Here is a 19,564-nt window from a genome sequence, read left to right on the forward strand (position 1 = left end):
AGCGTCGCCGCCGGCAGGAGAGCGAACAACGAAGGAAGCAATGATCGAACCGGGAGGCACATTAAATGCGTGCCGCAAACCGCTAACCTGCAACGTGGCCAGGGCTCGCGTGCGTGATAGAGTGGAACTTGACTGGCCGTCGATGGCTCGCGGCGCACTGCATCGCGCACATCGCGGTCCCATGCTCAAAGCCCGCCACACTGCATCGTCTTTGCTAAAATCCGAACTATGTCCAAGAGTAACGATCGCATCAATCTGACCAACCAGTTCCTGATCGCCATGCCGAACATGGCCGATCCGACGTTTTCGGGAACGGTGGTCTACCTTTGCGATCACAGTGAGCGCGGCGCGCTCGGTCTCGTGATCAACCGGCCGACCGATATCGACCTCGAAGCGCTCTTCAGTCGCATCGATCTCAAGCTCGAGATCGAACCCCTTCTTCACGTGCCCGTGTATTTCGGCGGTCCGGTGCAAACCGAGCGCGGCTTCGTGCTGCACGATCCGAAAGACGGCAACGTGTACACCTCGTCGATGTCGGTGCCGGGCGGGCTCGAGATGACCACATCGAAAGACGTGCTCGAAGCCGTCGCGAGCGGCACCGGTCCGGAACGTTTCCTGCTCACGCTCGGCCACGCCGGCTGGGGCGCGGGCCAGCTCGAGGAAGAAATTTCGAAGAACGGCTGGCTCACAGTGGAAGCCGACCCGAAAATCGTCTTCGACGTGCCCGCCGAAGAGCGTCTCGAAGCCGCGCTCGCGCTGCTCGGCATTTCGCTGTCCATGCTGTCGGGCGAGGCGGGCCACGCATGAACCTGCCGGCCGGACGTGAGGCGACGCTGCTTGCGTTCGACTATGGTGAAAAACGCATCGGCGTGGCCGTCGGCAATTCGCTGACGCGCCACGCGCGGCCGCTCGTGATCGTGCCGAACCGCAGCCGCGAATACCGGTTCGAGGCGGTCGGCAAGTTGATCGCCGAGTGGAAGCCCAACGCGTTGGTGGTCGGCTTGCCGATGCATCCCGACGGCACGCCCCATGAAATGACCCAGCTTGCGAAGCGCTTCGGCAATCAGCTTAACGGTCGCTTCAACCTGCCGGTGACGTGGGTCGACGAGCGCTATTCGTCGGTCGAGGCGAAGGCGGGAATCCGCGCCGGCAACGGCCGCGCCGACATGCTCGACGCCGAAGCCGCCAGCATCATCCTCCAGCAATATCTAGACGGACTTTCCGACGATCATGAGTTCCATTGACGCCGAAGCGCTTTATCGCGCGTTGCTCGAGCAGATTCGCGCCGTATATGGCGAGAAGCTCGGCGCGGGGCAAGACGGTGCGCAAGGCGCCGTGCTGGCCGGCATCTATAGCGGCGGCGCATGGCTCGCCGAGCGGCTCGCGCGCGATCTGAACCTGCCGAGCTTCGGCGTGGTGAACGTCGCGCTGCATCGCGACGACTACGCGAAAAAAGGCCTGCACTCGCAGGCGAGCCCGACCTCGCTGCCGTTCCCGGTCGACCAGTCCCGCATCGTGCTGGTGGACGACGTGCTCTACACCGGCCGCACCATTCGCGCCGCGCTGAACGAGCTATACGACTATGGCCGTCCGGCGTCGGTCGAACTGGCGGTGCTGGCCGATCGCGGCGGACGCGAGTTGCCGGTGGCGGCGCGCTTTGTCGGCGGCACGGTGAACGTGCCCGCCGACGCGACGCTCGTGCTGGCTCGCGAAGAGGGCGGCGCGGCGGGGCAGCAGCGTTTCACTTTTCACACCGAGGCACGCGTCGACTGAACGCGGCTTTGCACGCTGCGCGAAACCGTCATTGACTACCCGCGGGCGCACCGCGTTTCGCGCAAAGGGCCGGCGTAGCCGAAAACCACGCAAGCAGTCCGCATCGACATCGATCACGTTGAAGCCCGTATTTGAAGCAGGTACACCCATGAACACCGCCACTCAGGCTCCGAAGGATCCAGCCGATAGCGCCACCGAGCGCTTCCGTCATGGCTTCCTGAAGGGCAACCCGCAGCTCACGAAAAACGGCGAGCTCAAACATCTGTTGTCGATCGAGGGCTTGCCGAAGGCGATCGTCAATCACATTCTCGATACCGCCGAGCAGTTCGTCAGCGTGACCGATCGCGAAGTGAAAAAGGTGCCGCTCCTGCGCGGCAAGTCGGTGTTCAATCTGTTCTTCGAGAACTCCACGCGCACCCGCACCACCTTCGAGATCGCCGCCACGCGGTTGTCGGCGGACGTGCTGAATCTGAACATCAACGCGTCGTCCACGAGCAAGGGCGAATCGCTGCTCGACACGATCAACAACCTCTCGGCGATGCATGCCGATATGTTCGTCGTGCGTCACGCATCGAGCGGCGCGCCGTATCTGATCGCCCAGCATTGCGCGCCGCACGTGCACGTGATCAATGCCGGCGACGGCCGTCACGCGCACCCCACGCAAGGGCTGCTCGACATGTACACGATCCGCCACTACAAGAAGGACTTCACCAATCTGCGGGTGGCGATCGTCGGCGACATTCTGCATTCGCGGGTCGCGCGCTCCGACATTCATGCGTTGACCACCCTCGGCGTGCCGGAAGTGCGCGCGATCGGTCCGCGCACGCTGTTGCCGGGCGGGCTCGAACAGATGGGCGTGCGCGTGTTCCACAATCTCGACGAAGGCTTGAAGGACGTCGACGTCATCATCATGCTGCGTCTGCAAAACGAGCGGATGAGCGGCGCGCTGCTGCCCTCGGCGCAGGAGTATTTCAAGAGCTGGGGCTTGACGCCGGAGCGCCTCGCGCTCGCGAAGCCCGATGCGATCGTGATGCACCCCGGCCCGATGAATCGCGGCGTCGAAATCGATTCGCAGGTGGCCGACGGTCCGCAGTCGGTGATCCTGAATCAAGTGACGTTCGGCATCGCGGTGCGCATGGCGGTGATGGGCATCGTCGCGGGCAATCACGATTGAACTTGCCGGTTTCGAGCGCGGTCACGCAACGGGTGTCACGGCGCGCCGTCAGCACGACGGCACGGCAGCGTGCGAACCCGCGGCAAGTCACGCGAAACCTGGCTGAACACTGAACACAAGGCAGCGCATGAAGATTCATATTCAAGGCGGCACGCTGATCGATCCGGCAGCGGGCACCGAACAACAGCAAGACATTTTTATCGCGGCGGGCAAGATCGCCGCGATCGGCAACGCGCCTGCCGATTTCCAGGCCGAGAAAACCATCGACGCAAAAGGTCTTTCGATCGCGCCGGGCCTGGTCGACCTTGCCGCGCGCTTGCGCGAGCCGGGCTATGAGCACAAGGCCACGCTCGAATCGGAAATGGCCGCGGCGCTCGCGGGCGGCGTGACCAGTCTCGTGTGCCTGCCGGACACCGATCCGACGCTCGATGAACCGGGCCTCGTCGAGATGCTCAAGTTTCGCGCGCGCAATCTCGATCAGGCGCACGTCTATCCGCTTGGCGCATTGACCGTCGGTCTCAAGGGCCAGGTAATCACCGAGATGGTCGAACTGACGGAAGCGGGCTGCATCGGCTTTTCGCAGGCCGACGTGCCGGTGGTCGACACGCAGGTGCTGATGCGCGCGCTGCAATACGCGAGGACCTACGGCTACAGCGTATGGCTGCGTCCCGTCGATGCCTATCTCGGCAAGGGCGGCGTGGCCGCGAGCGGCGCGTTGGCGTCGCGCCTCGGGCTCTCGGGCGTGCCGGTGTCGGCGGAAACCATCGCGCTGCATACCATTTTCGAACTCGTGCGCGTGACCGGCGCGCGGGTGCATCTGTCGCATGTGTCGTCGGCGGCGGGCATTGCGCTGGTACGCGCCGCCAAGGCCGAGGGCTTGCCGGTGTCATGCGACGTCACCGTGAACCACGTGCACCTGATCGACCTCGACATCGGCTATTTCGACGCCCAGTACCGGCTCGATCCGCCGCTGCGCCAGCAACGCGATCGCGACGCGATCCGCGCGGGACTCGTCGACGGCACGATCGACGCGATCTGCTCCGACCACACCCCGGTGGACGACGACGAAAAGCTGCTGCCGTTCGCCGAAGCCACGCCGGGCGCGACGGGTCTCGAACTATTGCTGTCGCTGACGGTGAAATGGGCCGACGAAGCGGGCTTGCCGCTCGCGAAGGCGTTCAACCGCATCACTGCGGCGCCGGCCGATGTGCTGAACCTGGAAGCCGCGGGCCGCATCGCGGTGGGCGGCGCGGCGGACCTGTGCGTGTTCGACCGCCACGCGCATTGGCTCGTGGAACCGCGCGCGCTGAAGAGCCAGGGGCACAACACGCCGTTCCTCGGCTATGAACTGCCGGCGCGCGTGCGGGCGACCATCGTGTCCGGCCGCATCGCGTTCGAACAGCGCTAACATCCGCGGCATTGCCCGTTACGGAAAGCTCCGACATGAAGCTCGCGTTACGCAAGGCCCGTCTCATCGCGCATCTGCTGCACGGCATGTGGATCGTCGCGACGCGCTTTCCTAAAGCCGGCCCGGACCGGCGTCATGCGCTCAATCGCGCATGGTCGCTGAAAATGCTGCGTTTGTGCGGCATGCGGCTCGTCGTGCATAACGACGGTGCGCGCCTCGACTGCGGCGCGCTGGTGGTCGCCAATCACATCTCGTGGATCGACATCTACGTGATCAATGCGTGGCGGCCCACGCCGTTCGTGTCCAAGGCGGAGATTCGCAATTGGCCGCTGGTGGGCTGGCTCGCGCAGCAATTGGACACGGTGTTCATCCAGCGCGAGAAGCGCAGCGACGCGAAGCGGATCATGCATGAGCTCGCCGACCGCTTGAGCGCCGGTGAACTGATGTGCGTGTTCCCCGAAGGCACGACGTCCAATGGACTCGCGCTGCTGCCGTTTCACGCGAACATGTTTCAGGCGGCGGTATCGGCCTCGGCGCCGGTGCAGCCGCTGTGCATCATGTACGAGGACGCGCAGGGCCGGCAATCCACCGCGCCCGCCTATATCGACGATCTGTCGCTGGCGGATTCGCTGAACCTGCTGTTGCGCGGCGGACCCTTGACCGCGCATGTGTATGTGGGTGCGCCGCTGGCGCCGGGCGCCGACCGGCGCACGCTGGCGGCCGAAGCGGAAGCGGTCATTGCGGCTGCGTTGCGGGAAATGCAAAGCGGCACGGCGAGCGCCGGTGCCGTGTGTGCCGAGGAAGCCGCAACGCCTGCCGCGGCGCATGCGCTGGTCGAAGAGCCAATCGACCAGCAGGGCCGCTCGGCGTAACGGTCAGTCGCTTCGGCCGACAGACGGATCGTTGCGCCGCGATGAGCCGGCGGTTCTTGCCAGGCACAACCGGCTCAATTACCGGTGCCAGCCTCGCGGCAAGGCTCGCAATCGACCTGCGTCAGCGTGCGCTCGGCGGGATTGGGCGCGAGGCGCACGGCCGACAGCTTTTCGCCCCATACGCAGCCGGAGTCGAGTCCGATCAGGTTGTCGCGCAAGGTCAAGCCGACTGCGGCCCAATGGCCGAACACCACGGTGACGTCGGCGGTTTTGCGCGACGGCACGTCGAACCACGGCAGGCAACCCGGCGGCGCGGCGTTCAGGCCGCCGCTCGTGCTGAAATCCATCGCGCCATCGGCGGTGCAGAAACGGATGCGTGTCAACGCGCTGCACGTCAGCCGCAAGCGGGTGATGCCCTTCAGGTTGGGCGTCCAGCGGTTCGGCTCGTTGCCGTACAAACCGGCGAGCGTTTCCTTCCAGCTCGGCGCGCGCAGCGCGCGCTGCAATTCGTCGGCGAGTTCCATCGTGAGGTCCGCGTCCCACTGCGGCAGGACGCCCGCGTGCACCATCAGCATGCCGTTGTCGAAGTGCGCGAGCGGGCGGTGGCGAATCCATTCGAGCAGTTCGGGGGCGTCCGGCGCGGCGAGGATTTCGTCGATCGTGTCGCCTTTCCTCGACTTGCGAATTCCCGCCGACACCGACAGCAAATGCAGATCGTGATTGCCCAGCACCGGCACGGCGAGCTCACCCATCGCGATGACGTCGCGCAGTGTGGCGAGCGATTCCGTCCCGCGATTGATCAGGTCGCCGGCGAACCACAGCGGCGTGCCCGCCGGCGGCGCGGCCTTGGCCAACAGCCGCTGGAACGGCGTGCGGCAGCCTTGCAGGTCGCCGAAGGCGAGCGGTGGCGGGTGCGGCTGGGAAGCGGAGTGGGCGCTGGAAGTGCTCAAGGGTGTCATCGAGGGATTCGGTGCAGTTTGATACATGCGGTTACGCATGCGACGTGGCGCGGTGGGCAGTGCAACATCGTAGCGTGACATAATAGCCCGTTTGAAGCGCGGGCATCGCGCCATGCGCCGTCAGGCGCAGCCGGAAGGGCACAGCGCTGGCGCCCACGCGATATTGCGGCACAACAGGATGACCTCGTGAACGGAGAAAGCATGTCGACCTCTCATGCGAAGCAACCCATCCGCACGCTCGTCACCGGGGCGAGCGGCTTCACTGGCCGTTATCTGGTCGACAACCTGCTCGGCCGCGGGCATACGGTGATCGAAACGATCGCCGGGCGCGACGAGCCGGAAACGCCCACGCGCCTGCGTCTCGACATCACGTCGCCGGATGCGTGCCGGCGCGTGATCGAAACGGCGCGGCCCGACTACATCGTGCACCTCGCCGCGATCAGCTTCGTGGGTCATAACGATCCGCTCGACTTTTACCGCGTCAATGTAATCGGCACGCTCAATCTGCTCGAGGCCTGCTCGGCCGTCGGTCATACGCCGCGCAAGCTGCTGATCGCGAGCAGCGCGAACGTATATGGCAATGTGACGAGCGACGCCATCGACGAGAGCTTTCCGGTCACGCCCGTCAACCACTATGCCGCCAGCAAGGCGGCAATGGAAACAATGGTGCGGACGTGGTTCGACCGGCTGCCGATCCTGATCGTGCGGCCGTTCAACTATACCGGTCGCGGGCAGGCGTCGAACTTCCTCGTGCCGAAGATCGTCGAGCACTTCGCGCGGCGTGAACCCTCGATCGAACTCGGCAATATCGACGTTGCACGCGATTTCTCGGACGTGCGCTATGTGGCAAGCGCTTATGAAGCCTTGCTCGATTCCGAGGCCGCTGCCGAAACGGTCAATGTCTGCACCGGCACGCCTTATACGCTGCGCGACATTCTGTCGGCGGCGAGCGATCTCACCGGGCACGAACTCGAGGTGCGGGTCAATCCCGCGTTCGTGCGACACACCGACGTGAAAATGCTGGCGGGTTCGCCGGCCAAGCTGCGCTCGCTGGTGCCGAAGGTCGAGGCGATTCCGTTCATGGATACGCTGCGCTGGATGCTGGCCGCTTAAGCGGCTTAAGCGGCTTAAGCGGCTTGAGCGGCTTGAGCGGCGGCATTCGCGCCAGTCCGTTGCCATTCGTGCGCACGCGCTGAACGCGGTGTCCACCCGGCGCACGCCATGCGCACACACTGACTTGCTCTCACCGCATATTCCGCACGCTGTCTCCCCCGGACGCTGCGGCTGTCTCGCGGCGCTCCACGACACTCGGCACGACCTTACGCCGAAATAGTCGCACTCCAGATCATCCGAAACCAAACCTGTCAAGCTGTTTCAAGTTGTTAGGGCGCTAGTTTTTGCCCCGAGCGGCTTTATAATCGGGGCTTCATAAGATTGGCGTCTGAACGCCTGCTCGCCGTGCAGCAAGGCGGCGCGGGCGTCACGAGAATCGGACATCACACTGCGAGGTGTGGCAGGCCGGCGAACCGATTCCGACCTGCCACTAACATCTAGAAGGGAATTTCATGATCCTGGTAACGGGCGGTGCCGGCTTTATCGGCGCCAATTTCGTGCTCGACTGGCTCAACGCGTCGGACGAAGCGGTGCTGAATGTAGACAAGCTGACCTACGCCGGCAATCTGGGTACGCTCAAGTCGCAACAGGGCAATCCCAAACATGTCTTCGTGCGCGCGGACATCTGCGATCGCGCCGCGCTCGACGCGCTCCTTGCCGAACACAAGCCGCGTGCCGTGCTGCACTTCGCCGCCGAAAGCCACGTGGACCGTTCGATTCACGGCCCCGCTGATTTCGTGCAGACCAACGTGGTCGGCACGTTCACGTTGCTCGAAGCCGCCCGCAGCTACTGGAACACGCTGGCCGGCGATGAGAAGGCCGCCTTCCGTTTCCTGCACGTCTCCACCGACGAAGTGTTCGGCTCGCTCTCCGCCACCGATCCGCAATTCTCCGAAACCACGCCGTACGCGCCGAATAGCCCGTACTCGGCGACCAAGGCCGGTTCCGACCATCTGGTGCGCGCCTACCATCACACGTATGGTCTGCCGGTGCTCACCACGAACTGCTCGAACAACTACGGTCCGTACCAGTTCCCCGAGAAGCTGATCCCGCTGATGATCGCCAACGCGCTCGGCGGCAAGCCCCTGCCGGTGTACGGCGACGGCCAGAACGTGCGCGACTGGCTGTACGTCGGCGACCATTGCAGCGCGATCCGCGAAGTGCTCGCGCGCGGCACGCCGGGGGAGACGTACAACATCGGCGGCTGGAACGAGAAGAAGAATCTCGACGTGGTGCACACGTTGTGCGACCTGCTCGATCGACTGCGTCCGAAGGCGGGCGGCTCGTATCGCGACCAGATCACCTATGTGAAGGATCGTCCCGGCCACGACCGCCGTTATGCGATCGACGCCCGCAAGCTCGAGCGCGAACTCGGCTGGAAGCCGGCGGAAACGTTCGAGACGGGCCTCGCCAAAACGGTTCAGTGGTATCTGGACAATCAGGAGTGGTCCGACGAAGTGGCGTCGGGTGAATACCGCAAGTGGGTTGAAACCAACTACGCGCAGCGCGCGTAAGGGCACGGCAATGGCGCGCAAAGGCATTATTCTCGCGGGCGGATCGGGCACACGCCTGTATCCGATCACGCACGTCGTTTCCAAGCAGCTGCTGCCGGTGTACGACAAGCCGATGATCTACTACCCGCTGTCCACGCTGATGGTGGCGGGCATCCGCGACGTGCTGATCATCTCCACGCCGCAGGACACGCCGCGCTTCGAAGCCATGCTCGGCGACGGCAGCCAGTGGGGCATGAACATCCAGTACGCGGTTCAGCCTTCGCCGGACGGCCTCGCGCAGGCGTTCATCATCGGCCGTGATTTCGTGGGCAACGATCCGTCGGCGCTGATTCTCGGCGACAACATTTTCTACGGCCACGATCTCGCGAAGCAGCTGGAGCGCGCCGATCAGCAGGATCATGGCGCGACCGTGTTCGCCTATCACGTGCACGATCCCGAGCGATACGGCGTGGTCGAATTCGACAAGCAGTTCCGCGCGCTCTCGATCGAGGAGAAGCCGCTCAAGCCGCGCTCGAACTACGCGGTTACGGGTCTCTACTTCTACGACAGGCGGGTGTGCGATATCGCCGCGGACATCAAGCCGTCGCCGCGCGGCGAGCTTGAAATCACCGATGTCAACTCGCGTTATCTGGCGGACGCCGCGCTCAATGTCGAAATCATGGGGCGCGGCTATGCGTGGCTCGACACCGGCACGCACGATTCGCTGATCGAGGCGGCGACCTTCATCGCGACGCTGCAGAAGCGCCAGGGCCTCGTGGTCGCCTGTCCGGAGGAGATTGCCTACCGCCAGCAGTGGATCGACGGCGAGCAGTTGCTGACGCTCGCCAGGCCGCTCGCGAAGAACGCCTACGGGCAATATCTGCAAAACATTCTTACGGATCAAGTCGCATGGCCATCCAAGTAACCGCTACGGCGCTGCCTGAAGTGAAGATCATCGAGCCGAAGGTGTTCGGTGATGCGCGCGGCTATTTCTACGAGAGCTTTAATGCGCTGGAGTTTGCCGAACACGTGGAAGCCGGCGTGACGTTCGTGCAGGACAACCATTCGCGCTCGGCGAAGGGTGTGTTGCGCGGGCTGCACTACCAGATCCAGCATGCGCAGGGCAAGCTCGTGCGCGTGGTGGAAGGCGAGGTGTTCGACGTGGCCGTCGACATCCGCAGGAGCTCGCCGAATTTCGGCAAGTGGGTGGGCGTGACGCTCTCGGTGGACAACCACCGGCAACTGTGGGTGCCGCCGGGTTTCGCGCACGGTTTCGTGGTGTTGTCGGAGTCCGCGCAGTTTCTCTACAAGACCACCGACTACTGGTTCCCCGAGCACGAGCGCAGCATCGTCTGGAACGATCCGGCGATCGGCATCGAGTGGCCGATCGACGCCGAGCCGTTGCTGGCCGCGAAGGATGCGGCGGGCAAGCGGTTGGCCGATGCCGAGCATTTCGCGTGAGGATGGTTGAATGACTACACGGAAACCCGCGACTATCCTGCTGACTGGCGTGAATGGCCAGGTCGGCTTTGAACTGGCGCGCAGCCTTCAGGGTCTGGGTCGGGTTGTCGCGCTCGATCGCGGCCGTCTCGACCTTGGCAATCTCGATCAGGTGAGGAGCGTCGTGCGGGAAGTCAAGCCGACGTTGATCGTCAATCCCGCCGCGCACACGGCTGTCGATAAAGCGGAAAGCGAACCCGATCTGGCAATGCGCCTGAACGCGGAGGCGCCCGCGGTTCTGGCGGAAGAAGCCAGGCGATTGAACGCGGCGTTGGTTCATTATTCAACCGACTACGTCTTCGACGGCACGAAGATCGGCGCTTATGTCGAAGACGACGCGGTCAATCCTCAGAACGTGTACGGCAAGAGCAAGCTTGCCGGCGAACAGGCGATCGCGGCTTCCGGCTGCTCGCATCTGATTTTCCGCACGAGCTGGGTGTACGGCACGCGCGGCAAGAATTTTCTGCTGACGATGCTGCGCCTCGGCGCGGAGCGCGATGAACTGAGCGTGGTGGCCGACCAGATCGGTGCGCCGACATGGTCGAACACCATCGCAACGTTGACGTCGAATGTACTGTCGCAATCAGTAGTAGGTGATCCCGACGACTGGTGGAAGCGGAACTCCGGCGTGTATCACCTCACGGCTTCAGGCGCAACGTCGTGGCATGGTTTTGCGCAAGCGATCTTCGACAACTCGACGTTGGCGAAAAAGCCCACGGTCAAGCCGATTCCCGCCGCTTCCTATCCAACGCCCGCCGCACGCCCGGCCAATTCGCGGATGTCGAACGATAAGCTGTATGCGACGTTCGGAGTCAAGGCGCCGGAATGGGAAGACGCGTTGCGGCTGAGTCTCGACTCACTCGTGCGTTCTTAATCGAGCTTGCCGCCTTTGCCGCGAAGACCGTCGCAGATACCCTTGCTCATCATTACGATGTCTTCACGCCGGCGACTGGACAGCAGGGCGAAGATAACGAATTTGATCGCTAGCCTGCACAGTTCGTTGACTTTCCAGCTGAGTGAAATGTAAGGGCGGCGGCAAAGCAGCAATGCGTTGCGATAGTAGTAGTAACGTCGGATCGGCTTGTGAACCGCGAGGCGAACGGTTGCGACTTCAAGCGCCTTTTCGCCAATGGTATGCGTCATCGTGACGTCGTAGGCGCCATAGCTTTGATAGCCTTTCGCCTTCGCCCGCAAGCCCCATTCGATATCCACGTAGTCGATAAACAGGTCTTCGTCCATTGGACCGACTTTCGTAATCGCGGCGAGTGATATCAGTGCGCCCGACGTGATGAGATAGTCGGCTGTCGTGACTCTCGGCCCGCCATCGTCACGCTTGCGGCGCGGGAAACCATGATGGAACTCGATAAACGGCAGGTAATAGCCGCGGTTGGTCTCGAAGAAGTACGGGCCGATCTGCGCAAACGGGGCGCGCGACGCGAGTTGGTCGGCATGTGTTTCGAGCCGCTGGATCATGTCGTCGAGCGGGGTGCTGTCCTGATCGAACAGTGCGCAGAACTCACTCGTCGTGTGCGTCTGAACGGCGGTGAAGCCGCGATTCAGAGCCGCTGAGATTCCATTGTTCGACGACAGGCGGATGATGCCGGTCACGACGGGTTCGAGCGCTGCATTCCATGCCGGGAAATTGCTGGACGCGTTGTCGATGATGAACACCGCTTGAACCTGCGGCGCAAGATGCTTCGCAAGACGCAGAAGCGCTTCGGCTTCCGGTTCGTAGGTGACAATGACGGCTGAAGTTCGGTTTGACACTACTGGGAATTCCTGTCGGGATCGAGAGCGAGGGTAATCGAAGAACGAGGAGTGGTCAATTCAGCCGTCTGCTGCGCGACGCGTAGCTGGCGCTCGTATAGCGACCGCTTGGGCTGGGGCACTGAGGGCGTGGCGTGCCGCGTTTGAACTGATGTTAGGAAAACATGCAAGCTGACAAATTTCGCATCGTGTTGCTCGATACGAAGTATCGAAATCCGAACCACTATATTTGTATCGCGCTGGGTAGCGCGTTCGAGCGCAATCCCGATGTCGAGTTTGTCAGGAAGGCCGATCCGCTCGATGCGCTGAGCGTCGCGCACGAGCATCGCTGCAATCTGTTCGTTGCTTTCGACGGCGAGGAACTCGACGCGATTCTCTGCGAGCGTTTATCCACGTTGTGTGGCCGTTCCGTCCTCTGGGTCACGGAAGATCCTTACGAGATCGATGTCAACGGTCGTCATTCGAAGCTGTTCGATCTTGTCTTCACCAACGATTCGGCCAGTGTCGACAACTACGGTCCCAAGGGACGTCATCTGCCGCTCGCGGGGGCAACCGAGTTTCACGACCACGCCGTGATTCCGGCCGACAAGCCGCTGCGGTACGAGCTGTTTTTCGCCGGGACGGCATGGCCCAATCGCACGGCGTTCGTTCGCTCGGTATTGAGAGACATACCCCCCAACTGGCGTTTCAAGCTTGCGCTGCCGACCAACGAACATCTGCCGCCGCGCGACGTCGACATGCCCGAGAGCATGTTGTCATGGCGAACGTCGCCGGTCGACTTCGGGCGCTTTGTGAATCACAGCGCGGCGACGGTCGTCTTGCCGCGTAAATTTTCAGCTTCGGGTACGCGCGATTTTGCCGAGACGCCACCTCCGCGCCTGTTCGAAGCGGCGCTAGCGGGCGGAGCGCAACTCGTCCATGGTTCGCTGGCGGAGGTTGCGCACTCGTTTGCTCCCGAGCAGGAGATCCTGTTTTTCGACACCGAGCGCGAATTCATCGAGAAAGCCACGGTGCTGGTCAACGATCGTCCCTACCGTAATCGCATCGCGCAAGCCGCGCGGGAGCGCGCTTTCCGCGACCATACCTATGACCGGCGTGTTGCGACGATCCTCGATCACTCGCGGCTTCTCACGCCTGCAAAGCCAGTCGAATGGCGTGCCGGCAACGAGCCCGCAGCCGCCGGTGCTTCCGGTAGCAAGACCCGCAAGACGCTCCTCTTCGTCTGTCACAACATGGTGGAGCGCGGCAACTTTGGCGGAGTGGAGGTGTATCTCGACCGGATGCGCACGGCGCTGCGCGAGGAGTTCGATGTCCTTTTCTACGTGCCTGGCGAGCGCGGTCATCACCATGAAGCCCATCTGCTTTCGCACGATTACACCGTGCTAAAAAGCGTCAAGTTCAGGGAAGGGTATAGCCCGGTGTTGATGGCATCGGCGGAACGCGAGCAAGCGTTCTATTCGATTCTTGTCGACTACCAGATCGACCTGGTTCACTTTCATCATTTCATCGGCCACGTGCCTTCGCTCGTTTATGTGGCAAAGGGCTTGGGTGTGCCGACCGCGATCACCGCGCATGATTTCTTGCCGCTCTGTAATGAGTTCAATCTGATCTCATTCAACGGGCGCTTTTGCGGCGCGCCGAAGGTCTCGCTGGCGCAATGCGACACCTGCCTGCTGGAGAAGCATTCGATTCCGCCAGGCTCGCAGGCCACACGCCGGAATTTCTGGAATGGCGTGCTGGGCGCAACAGACGTATTGGTGTTCAACACCGCCGGCACTCGCGACATATTGAGCGACGTTTACCCGGCAGTGCGCGAGCATCGCGGGCTCAAAATAGTCCCGGTCCCGATTCATGACGACGTGCCGCGCCGAACTGCGTCCGGTCGGCCCGCGGGGGAAATCCCCACCGTGCGAGCTTCGCAACCGACGCAAGCCGACTCGACGAAGTCGTCCGGGCCAACCACGCAGGTCGAGCAAGGCGGACAAGGCGGCCGACCCACACTGAAAGTGGCGATTCTCGGCAATTTGACGCCCGAGAAAGGGGGCGACGTTCTGCTTCACGCATTCGCCGGCCTTGCCGATGCGCCTGTCGAATTCCATGTGTTTGGCCGCGTCAACCTGGGCTATGAGGAACTCACCGATACCGCTCGGTATCCCAACATCACGCTGCATGGCTCATATTCCGCGGATGACATTCCCGAGGCTTTATCCGAATGCGAAGTCTCGGTTCATGCATCGATCTGGCCCGAGACCTATTGCCTGACGCTCTCAGAAGCGTGGCAGCAGGGCATCGTGCCGATCGTCACCGACATCGGCGCACTCGGTGAACGCGTGTCGCATGGCGTGAACGGCCTCAAGGTTCGCGTGCAGAGTGAAGGCGATCTGATCGACGCCATTCGCTTATTGGCGGAAGACCGGCATCTGCTCGCGAAGCTGAAGGCGAATATCACAAGCGGGCTGTATGAAACCTTGACCGCGCATGTGGAAGCGTTGAACGCCGTGTACAGCCCGTTACTTCGTTCGTTGCCCGCGCAGTCGACCCAGCATGAGCCGCCGAAACGGCTTCCCGTGCTCAAGGACTACGGCATCGTCCTGCAATCGAATGCGTGGACCCATCAGACGGTGGGGCGGACGCGAATTCCGCGGTGGCGGCCCGCCGGTCCGCGCGGCGGCAGGGCCGTCCGTGTCTATCAGTTCTATAAGGAAAGAGGACCGGTGCAGACATTCAAGCTTTTTGTTAAACACGGCAAGAGGATTCTATGGCGCCGATAGAACGCGTACTGGTTTGCGGTGCGTCGCTGGATGCCGTCAACAATAACTCGGTGTTGCGTGGTTACGTGGGCCGCGGCTTCGGCGAGGTGCTCGGGGATGCCGCGGTGCGCACTTCTTCGCTCGAAGCAGCCGAGCAGATTGCGGCGGAGTTCTCGCCCCAGCTCGTGGTCGTATTCGGCTCGTGTATGCCGCAGACCTCCATCTATCATGGGCTGCGCAACCACTGCGCGCGCTCCGGCGCCGTGCTGAGTTTCTGGTTGCACGACGATCCGTACGAATTCGACTATCACTACAAGATTCTGGACGTCGCGGACATCATTTTCTCGAACGATCGCTGGGCCGCCACCCATTATCAGCACCCGCACACGTACCACGTCCCGCTCGCGGCTGATCGCGACGCTCACTTTCGCGAGACCGGCGGCATCAAGGACCGCGACGTGTTTTTTTGCGGAGTCGGATTCCCGAACCGTCAGCAGTTGCTGCGCGACTGCGCGCCGCGGCTCACGGGTTTGAAGGTCGAAGTGCTCGGCGATGGCTGGCCCACCGATATCGCGTTTGCCCGTAATGAGCGAATTGCGAATTCCGCGCTGCCCGATTGGTCGGCGAGATCGCTTGTGACGCTGAACATCGGGCGTCGCTATAACCTTGCAAACGAGCGCTTCAATCTCGATGCATCGACGCCCGGTCCGCGGACCTTCGAGGCAGCAATGGCAGGCGCTGTGCAGTGCATGTTCGTCGAAGGGCTGGAGATACTGGACTATTTCGATCCCGATAACGGTGAGATTCTCCTCTTCGATTCCCCCGAAGAGTTGCGTCGGCAAGTCGACGCGTTGCGCGACGATCCCGAACTCGCGATCCGCTATAGCCAGGCGGCACAGCGCCGTGCGCTTGCGGATCACACGTACAGGAACCGGGCGGAACTCATCCTGAACACGGTTCGTTCGGTCACGCGCGCGTGATGGCCGAAGATCCAACGAGCGAGCCAACGGCGGACCGTCTTGCGGCGCGGCAGACCGGTGAAAGCCGCATCTTCGCGGTCGTCGTCACGTTCAATCCGGACGCGGTTTGTCTTGCCGAACTGGTCGCGGCCACGCTTGCACAAGTCAGCGGTCTGGTGATGGTCGATAACGGCTCGCGTGAGGACGTGTCCAGGTTTTCGCTTCTGGAAAACGATCGCATCGTGTTCCTTCCGCTCGGGCGGAACGCCGGTGTTGCTGCGGCGCAGAACGCCGGCATGGAGTTGGCCAAGGCACACCACGCGACCGACATTCTGCTTCTCGATCACGACAGCGTGCCCGACGGCAGCATGGTGGCGCGCCTGCTTCGAGCGCGCCAGCAACTGTCCAGTCAAGGCATCCCGGTGGGTGCCGTCGGTGCGGTGGCGGTCGACCGTCGAACCGGCAAGCGCGCGCCCGTCGCGCGATCGCGTGAGGGCCGCGCTTCATTTGCCGTTCCCGCGGTTGACGCAGGACCGATCGAAGCCGATTATCTGATCGCCTCGGGAACGCTCATATCGATCGAGGCATTGTCGGCAGTGGGCCCGATGAACGAATCGTTTTTTATCGACCAGGTGGACGTGGAATGGTGTTTTCGAGCCGCCGCGCGGGGCTTGAGGCTGTTCTGCGAGCCGGCGGCTTTGCTTCACCATGCGATAGGCGAGCGCGTTATCCGCGTGTGGCTGTTCCGGTGGAGAGAGCTGAGCGTGCATGCGCCCCTACGTAACTATTTCTTCTTCCGCAACACGCTTGCCTTGTTCCGGTCGGGGCTGGTTAGCGCGCCGTGGAAGAGATACTGGACGCGCGTGCTGGTGCTGTCGTTTGTCGCTCAGACCTTGTGCGTGGCGCCCCGCGCAAAACGGCTCGCGGCGATGACGCGCGGAATCCGCGACGGGCTCAGAGCCGAAGCGGCGGCGCCTTAGCGGCTCTGCAGCGCTGGTATGCGACGGCTTCGGAAGAAGTGCTTCAGATACAATACTCGTTCGTAATTTGCTGGAATCGTATGGAACACGACAACACCCTGAAAAGCTACGGTGGACTTCGCGAGTTTCTCGCGGCACTGGCCACGCCGCATCTTTGGGCGCTACTGGCCTGGTACGACATCCGGCAACGTTATAGAAGGTCCGTTCTCGGCCCGTTTTGGGTAACGCTTTCGACTGGCGTCATGATCGGCACGATGGGCCTGCTTTGGTCAGTGCTTTTCAAGAGCGACGTGCGCGCCTATCTGCCGTTCTTTGCAGTCGGTAATATCGTCTGGACGTTCTATTCGACGCAGATCAATGAAGCCTGCCTGGGCTTTACGCAGTTCGAGAACATCATCAAGCAGATCCGCTTCCCGATGGCGGTTTATCTGCTGCGGATCCTGATGCGCAATCTGATTATCCTGGCGCACAACTGCGTCATCATTATCGTTGTCCTGGTGTGGCTCGCTCCGCCGTTGACCTGGGTCGCCTGGCTCGCATTGCCCGGACTGCTGCTCGGCAGCGCGGCAATGATGGGCGCCTCGCTGATCGTGAGCGTGTTCTGCACGCGCTTTCGCGATATGCCGATGATCGTGCAAAACCTGATGCTGGTGATGTTCTATATCACGCCGATCATCTGGCGCCCCTCGGCGCTCGGTCCGCAGCATCAATGGGTCGCCACCTATAACCCGTTTGCGCATTTGATCGAGATCGTCCGGGCTCCGTTGATCGAGGCAAGGTTTCCTGTCGAGTCGTGGCTGTGGTCGCTGGCAACGGCGGCAATCCTCCTCATTTTTGGCGTAATGCTGCAAGGTCGCTTCAAGGACCGCATTGCGTATTGGCTTTGATTAATTGATGACTGAATCTTATATTCGCGCGACGAACCTCCTGGTCGAATTCCCGATCTACAACGCGTCGCATAGATCGCTGCGGAAATCGTTGCTTAGCGCAACGACCGGGGGACGGGTCGCTTCCGACGCGGGGCGCCGCGTTACCGTGCGCGCCCTCGACGACGTTTCGTTCGAGCTTCGGCCGGGTGACCGGGTCGGTCTCGTGGGGCACAACGGCGCGGGCAAGACAACCATGCTGCGGGTTCTGGCGGGCGTGTATCCGCCAGTGTCCGGACGCCTGGTCGTGAAAGGCAGCATCGTATCGCTGATCGACATGTCTCTCGGCATGGAACCTGAGGCGACCGGCTACGAGAACATCTTTCTGCGCGGAATCATCATGGGTTTGCGGCCCGCCGAGATCGAGGAAAAGCTCGACGAAATCGCGGCTTTCAGCGAACTCGGCGAAGACTTCCTGAACATGCCCGTGCGTACCTACTCGAGCGGCATGATGTTGCGTTTGGCATTTGCGGTGTCGACCGCGGTCAAGTCGGACATCGTGCTCATGGATGAATGGCTCTCCGTGGGCGATGCGTCGTTCAACGACAAAGCCGCAAAGCGCCTCACTCAGGTTGTCGAGGAATCGGCCATTCTCGTTTTGGCGTCGCACTCGCCGGACATGGTCAAGCGCATGTGCAATCGGGTATTTTCATTCGAGCACGGCAAGATTACCGAGATATCGGTGTGAACGTATCGCTTGCGCAGGCCGTTGAACGGCGAGATAGCAGGGCGTCCGCCGCTCCCGTCAATCGTGCGCGGAACGGGAGCAACAACCACTCGCCGGCGTGTTTATCGACTGGCGCGTCTATTGAGCGTGGTTTTCATTTTTCTTAGCGGCTCGGTCACTCGCCACGAACTCGAGTGATGTATCGACTCGATGGTCTTGAGCGCGTTTTGCAAGCGAGCCTCGGTAACGTTGAGCGTCTGTTGCAGTCGCTCGACGTCGGCTTGGGTTGCCGCTAACGCTTCTGTCGCCATCGACAACTGGTTGGTGAGATCGCTGATAGCGGTGCTCTCGGCGGTATCGGGAGCCTCGACATTGCACGTCTCGGCCATGCGTCGCCAGCTATCGACGACACGTGCCCTATCTTCACAGGGGCGGAGGGCGACGAAAAACTCTATGGTGTCCCGCTCCGTGTCGAAAAACTGTTCGCAACTCAAGGATACGAGCCCCGCCGCGGCCAATTGCTCCATCAACGTTGCGAACGAATAAGGGGTAAAAACCCAGCAGTGCGCATCGCAATACACGCCTGTTTCCAAAGCGTTCTTCGCGCGCTCTAATGTGCGACGCACATCGGCGGTTCGGCTCAGGTTCTCGGCGTGAATGTCGCCTCGCCACGCGGCCATGGCATCGATTGGAATGGCATTCAGAAAATAGTCGAGAATGAAATAAGGCTGTGGCGCTCGAGGGTGCGTCAGATGAGCCGCCAGAACTTCCGCGAGTTGGGTTTCCCTGCGGAGAAAATCAAAGGTAAAGCGTCGGTCCGGCACCGCGAGTCGGATTTCACCGGAGGGAGACAAGACTGAATGGAGTTCATTGAGCCAGGCAACCAGGTCCGGGACATGTTCCACGACATGGGATGCGATGACGAAGTCAATTTCCCGGTTCAGGGACTCTTTTAATGTTTTTGCTCCCCAGATAACGTCGGTCTCGACGATCTTTGCCGGATCGACGTGGGGATTGCCGTGATAGTGCCGTCTAAGTGTGTCGGCGTCGGCGTAGTCCACGTAAATGACCGCTGCATCGGCCTTGGTCAATATCGGATTGCAGAGGGCTCCTATCTCGACGCCGACGGCCGTTTGTAGATCCAATCCATCAATCAATTTGCCTCTGCGGTCCATGCATGTCTCCGGTTTTAGGGCGCCCTCCGTCGTCTTGCGAACGGCGGG

Annotated in this window: 19 protein-coding genes; 16 read left to right on the forward strand and 3 right to left on the reverse strand. The window is 62.1% G+C overall.

Annotation, left to right across the window (positions count from 1 at the left end; all coding sequences use genetic code 11):
• The first annotated feature begins 228 nt into the window (after positions 1-228).
• The 6 genes from CUJ90_RS03175 to CUJ90_RS03200 all read left to right on the forward strand — a co-directional run bounded on the left by CUJ90_RS03175 (position 229) and on the right by CUJ90_RS03200 (position 5,227).
• Complete coding sequence (locus tag CUJ90_RS03175; protein WP_073431379.1) at positions 229-807, forward strand: YqgE/AlgH family protein; 579 nt, start codon at positions 229-231, stop codon at positions 805-807.
• Positions 804-1,244 carry a Holliday junction resolvase RuvX gene (gene ruvX / locus CUJ90_RS03180; protein ID WP_073431380.1) on the forward strand — a complete coding sequence of 147 codons (441 nt, stop codon included), beginning with the start codon at positions 804-806 and terminating at the stop codon, positions 1,242-1,244. The genes CUJ90_RS03175 and ruvX overlap by 4 nt, the downstream gene beginning before the upstream one ends.
• Complete coding sequence (gene pyrR / locus CUJ90_RS03185) at positions 1,231-1,773, forward strand: bifunctional pyr operon transcriptional regulator/uracil phosphoribosyltransferase PyrR (RefSeq protein ID WP_114161953.1); 543 nt, start codon at positions 1,231-1,233, stop codon at positions 1,771-1,773. The genes ruvX and pyrR overlap by 14 nt, the downstream gene beginning before the upstream one ends.
• A 148-nt stretch (positions 1,774-1,921) precedes the next feature.
• A complete protein-coding gene (locus tag CUJ90_RS03190) occupies positions 1,922-2,947 on the forward strand; it encodes an aspartate carbamoyltransferase catalytic subunit (protein WP_073431382.1) in 1,026 nt (341 codons plus the stop codon).
• Between the two features lie 127 nt (positions 2,948-3,074).
• Positions 3,075-4,355, forward strand: coding sequence for a dihydroorotase (locus CUJ90_RS03195; RefSeq protein WP_114161954.1), 1,281 nt, complete (start codon positions 3,075-3,077; stop codon positions 4,353-4,355).
• A 35-nt stretch (positions 4,356-4,390) separates the two neighbouring features.
• Positions 4,391-5,227, forward strand: a complete 837-nt coding sequence (locus CUJ90_RS03200) for a lysophospholipid acyltransferase family protein (RefSeq protein ID WP_114161955.1) — start codon at positions 4,391-4,393, stop codon at positions 5,225-5,227.
• Positions 5,228-5,301: 74 nt separating this feature from the next.
• Here CUJ90_RS03200 and CUJ90_RS03205 read toward each other — a convergent pair whose 3' ends face one another.
• Positions 5,302-6,186: a symmetrical bis(5'-nucleosyl)-tetraphosphatase gene (locus tag CUJ90_RS03205; RefSeq protein WP_114161956.1), complete on the reverse strand. Its 885-nt coding sequence runs from the start codon at positions 6,184-6,186 to the stop codon at positions 5,302-5,304.
• Positions 6,187-6,387: 201 nt separating this feature from the next.
• Between CUJ90_RS03205 and CUJ90_RS03210 the strand changes: the two genes are divergently transcribed.
• The 5 genes from CUJ90_RS03210 to rfbD all read left to right on the forward strand — a co-directional run bounded on the left by CUJ90_RS03210 (position 6,388) and on the right by rfbD (position 11,166).
• Entirely contained in the window at positions 6,388-7,299 is a 912-nt protein-coding gene (locus tag CUJ90_RS03210; RefSeq protein WP_083085717.1) for a GDP-mannose 4,6-dehydratase, read from the forward strand.
• Between the two features lie 452 nt (positions 7,300-7,751).
• Entirely contained in the window at positions 7,752-8,813 is a 1,062-nt protein-coding gene (gene rfbB, locus CUJ90_RS03215) for a dTDP-glucose 4,6-dehydratase (protein WP_114161957.1), read from the forward strand.
• Positions 8,814-8,823: 10 nt separating this feature from the next.
• Positions 8,824-9,717: a glucose-1-phosphate thymidylyltransferase RfbA gene (rfbA, locus tag CUJ90_RS03220; RefSeq protein ID WP_073428794.1), complete on the forward strand. Its 894-nt coding sequence runs from the start codon at positions 8,824-8,826 to the stop codon at positions 9,715-9,717.
• Entirely contained in the window at positions 9,702-10,253 is a 552-nt protein-coding gene (gene rfbC / locus CUJ90_RS03225; RefSeq protein WP_073428795.1) for a dTDP-4-dehydrorhamnose 3,5-epimerase, read from the forward strand. The genes rfbA and rfbC overlap by 16 nt, the downstream gene beginning before the upstream one ends.
• Before the next feature lie 10 nt (positions 10,254-10,263).
• Positions 10,264-11,166: a dTDP-4-dehydrorhamnose reductase gene (gene rfbD / locus CUJ90_RS03230; RefSeq protein WP_114161958.1), complete on the forward strand. Its 903-nt coding sequence runs from the start codon at positions 10,264-10,266 to the stop codon at positions 11,164-11,166.
• Here the strand turns inward: rfbD and CUJ90_RS03235 are convergent.
• Positions 11,163-12,059 (reverse strand): glycosyltransferase family 2 protein, encoded by an 897-nt coding sequence (locus tag CUJ90_RS03235; protein ID WP_083085722.1) that lies wholly within the window; start codon positions 12,057-12,059, stop codon positions 11,163-11,165. The two genes, rfbD and CUJ90_RS03235, sit on opposite strands and share 4 nt — an antisense overlap.
• Positions 12,060-12,223: 164 nt before the next feature.
• On the opposite strand from CUJ90_RS03235, the gene CUJ90_RS32590 reads away from it, so the two are divergent.
• From CUJ90_RS32590 to CUJ90_RS03260, 5 genes are read left to right on the forward strand one after another with little or no spacing between them, the layout of a single operon-like run.
• Entirely contained in the window at positions 12,224-14,830 is a 2,607-nt protein-coding gene (locus CUJ90_RS32590; protein WP_161553680.1) for a glycosyltransferase family protein, read from the forward strand.
• The gene (locus CUJ90_RS03245; protein ID WP_114161959.1) at positions 14,818-15,789 is read left to right on the forward strand and encodes a CgeB family protein; all 972 of its coding nucleotides are present in this window, start codon (positions 14,818-14,820) and stop codon (positions 15,787-15,789) included. Before CUJ90_RS32590 ends, CUJ90_RS03245 begins: the two co-directional genes overlap by 13 nt.
• Complete coding sequence (locus tag CUJ90_RS03250; RefSeq protein ID WP_114161960.1) at positions 15,789-16,748, forward strand: glycosyltransferase family 2 protein; 960 nt, start codon at positions 15,789-15,791, stop codon at positions 16,746-16,748. The genes CUJ90_RS03245 and CUJ90_RS03250 overlap by 1 nt, the downstream gene beginning before the upstream one ends.
• A gap of 38 nt (positions 16,749-16,786) precedes the next feature.
• Positions 16,787-17,635 carry an ABC transporter permease gene (locus CUJ90_RS03255; protein WP_244219965.1) on the forward strand — a complete coding sequence of 283 codons (849 nt, stop codon included), beginning with the start codon at positions 16,787-16,789 and terminating at the stop codon, positions 17,633-17,635.
• A 7-nt stretch (positions 17,636-17,642) separates the two neighbouring features.
• Positions 17,643-18,362 carry an ABC transporter ATP-binding protein gene (locus tag CUJ90_RS03260; RefSeq protein ID WP_027801963.1) on the forward strand — a complete coding sequence of 240 codons (720 nt, stop codon included), beginning with the start codon at positions 17,643-17,645 and terminating at the stop codon, positions 18,360-18,362.
• Positions 18,363-18,463: 101 nt separating this feature from the next.
• Here CUJ90_RS03260 and CUJ90_RS03265 read toward each other — a convergent pair whose 3' ends face one another.
• Positions 18,464-19,516 (reverse strand): methyltransferase domain-containing protein, encoded by a 1,053-nt coding sequence (locus CUJ90_RS03265; protein ID WP_114161961.1) that lies wholly within the window; start codon positions 19,514-19,516, stop codon positions 18,464-18,466.
• Positions 19,517-19,564: the final 48 nt, after the last annotated feature.

The sequence above is a fragment of the Paraburkholderia terricola genome (assembly GCF_003330825.1).
Lineage (GTDB): Bacteria > Pseudomonadota > Gammaproteobacteria > Burkholderiales > Burkholderiaceae > Paraburkholderia > Paraburkholderia terricola.

Bases quoted from the DNA above. Each gene is read 5' to 3' on its own strand.
- CUJ90_RS03175 (WP_073431379.1), top strand. From the start codon at position 229: ATGTCCAAGAGTAACGATCGCATCAATCTGACCAACCAGTTCCTGATC.
- ruvX (WP_073431380.1), top strand. From the start codon at position 804: ATGAACCTGCCGGCCGGACGTGAGGCGACGCTGCTTGCGTTCGACTAT.
- pyrR (WP_114161953.1), top strand. From the start codon at position 1,231: ATGAGTTCCATTGACGCCGAAGCGCTTTATCGCGCGTTGCTCGAGCAG.
- CUJ90_RS03190 (WP_073431382.1), top strand. From the start codon at position 1,922: ATGAACACCGCCACTCAGGCTCCGAAGGATCCAGCCGATAGCGCCACC.
- CUJ90_RS03195 (WP_114161954.1), top strand. From the start codon at position 3,075: ATGAAGATTCATATTCAAGGCGGCACGCTGATCGATCCGGCAGCGGGC.
- CUJ90_RS03200 (WP_114161955.1), top strand. From the start codon at position 4,391: ATGAAGCTCGCGTTACGCAAGGCCCGTCTCATCGCGCATCTGCTGCAC.
- CUJ90_RS03205 (WP_114161956.1), bottom strand. From the start codon at position 6,186: ATGACACCCTTGAGCACTTCCAGCGCCCACTCCGCTTCCCAGCCGCAC.
- CUJ90_RS03210 (WP_083085717.1), top strand. From the start codon at position 6,388: ATGTCGACCTCTCATGCGAAGCAACCCATCCGCACGCTCGTCACCGGG.
- rfbB (WP_114161957.1), top strand. From the start codon at position 7,752: ATGATCCTGGTAACGGGCGGTGCCGGCTTTATCGGCGCCAATTTCGTG.
- rfbA (WP_073428794.1), top strand. From the start codon at position 8,824: ATGGCGCGCAAAGGCATTATTCTCGCGGGCGGATCGGGCACACGCCTG.
- rfbC (WP_073428795.1), top strand. From the start codon at position 9,702: ATGGCCATCCAAGTAACCGCTACGGCGCTGCCTGAAGTGAAGATCATC.
- rfbD (WP_114161958.1), top strand. From the start codon at position 10,264: ATGACTACACGGAAACCCGCGACTATCCTGCTGACTGGCGTGAATGGC.
- CUJ90_RS32590 (WP_161553680.1), top strand. From the start codon at position 12,224: ATGCAAGCTGACAAATTTCGCATCGTGTTGCTCGATACGAAGTATCGA.
- CUJ90_RS03245 (WP_114161959.1), top strand. From the start codon at position 14,818: ATGGCGCCGATAGAACGCGTACTGGTTTGCGGTGCGTCGCTGGATGCC.
- CUJ90_RS03250 (WP_114161960.1), top strand. From the start codon at position 15,789: ATGGCCGAAGATCCAACGAGCGAGCCAACGGCGGACCGTCTTGCGGCG.
- CUJ90_RS03260 (WP_027801963.1), top strand. From the start codon at position 17,643: ATGACTGAATCTTATATTCGCGCGACGAACCTCCTGGTCGAATTCCCG.
- CUJ90_RS03265 (WP_114161961.1), bottom strand. From the start codon at position 19,516: ATGGACCGCAGAGGCAAATTGATTGATGGATTGGATCTACAAACGGCC.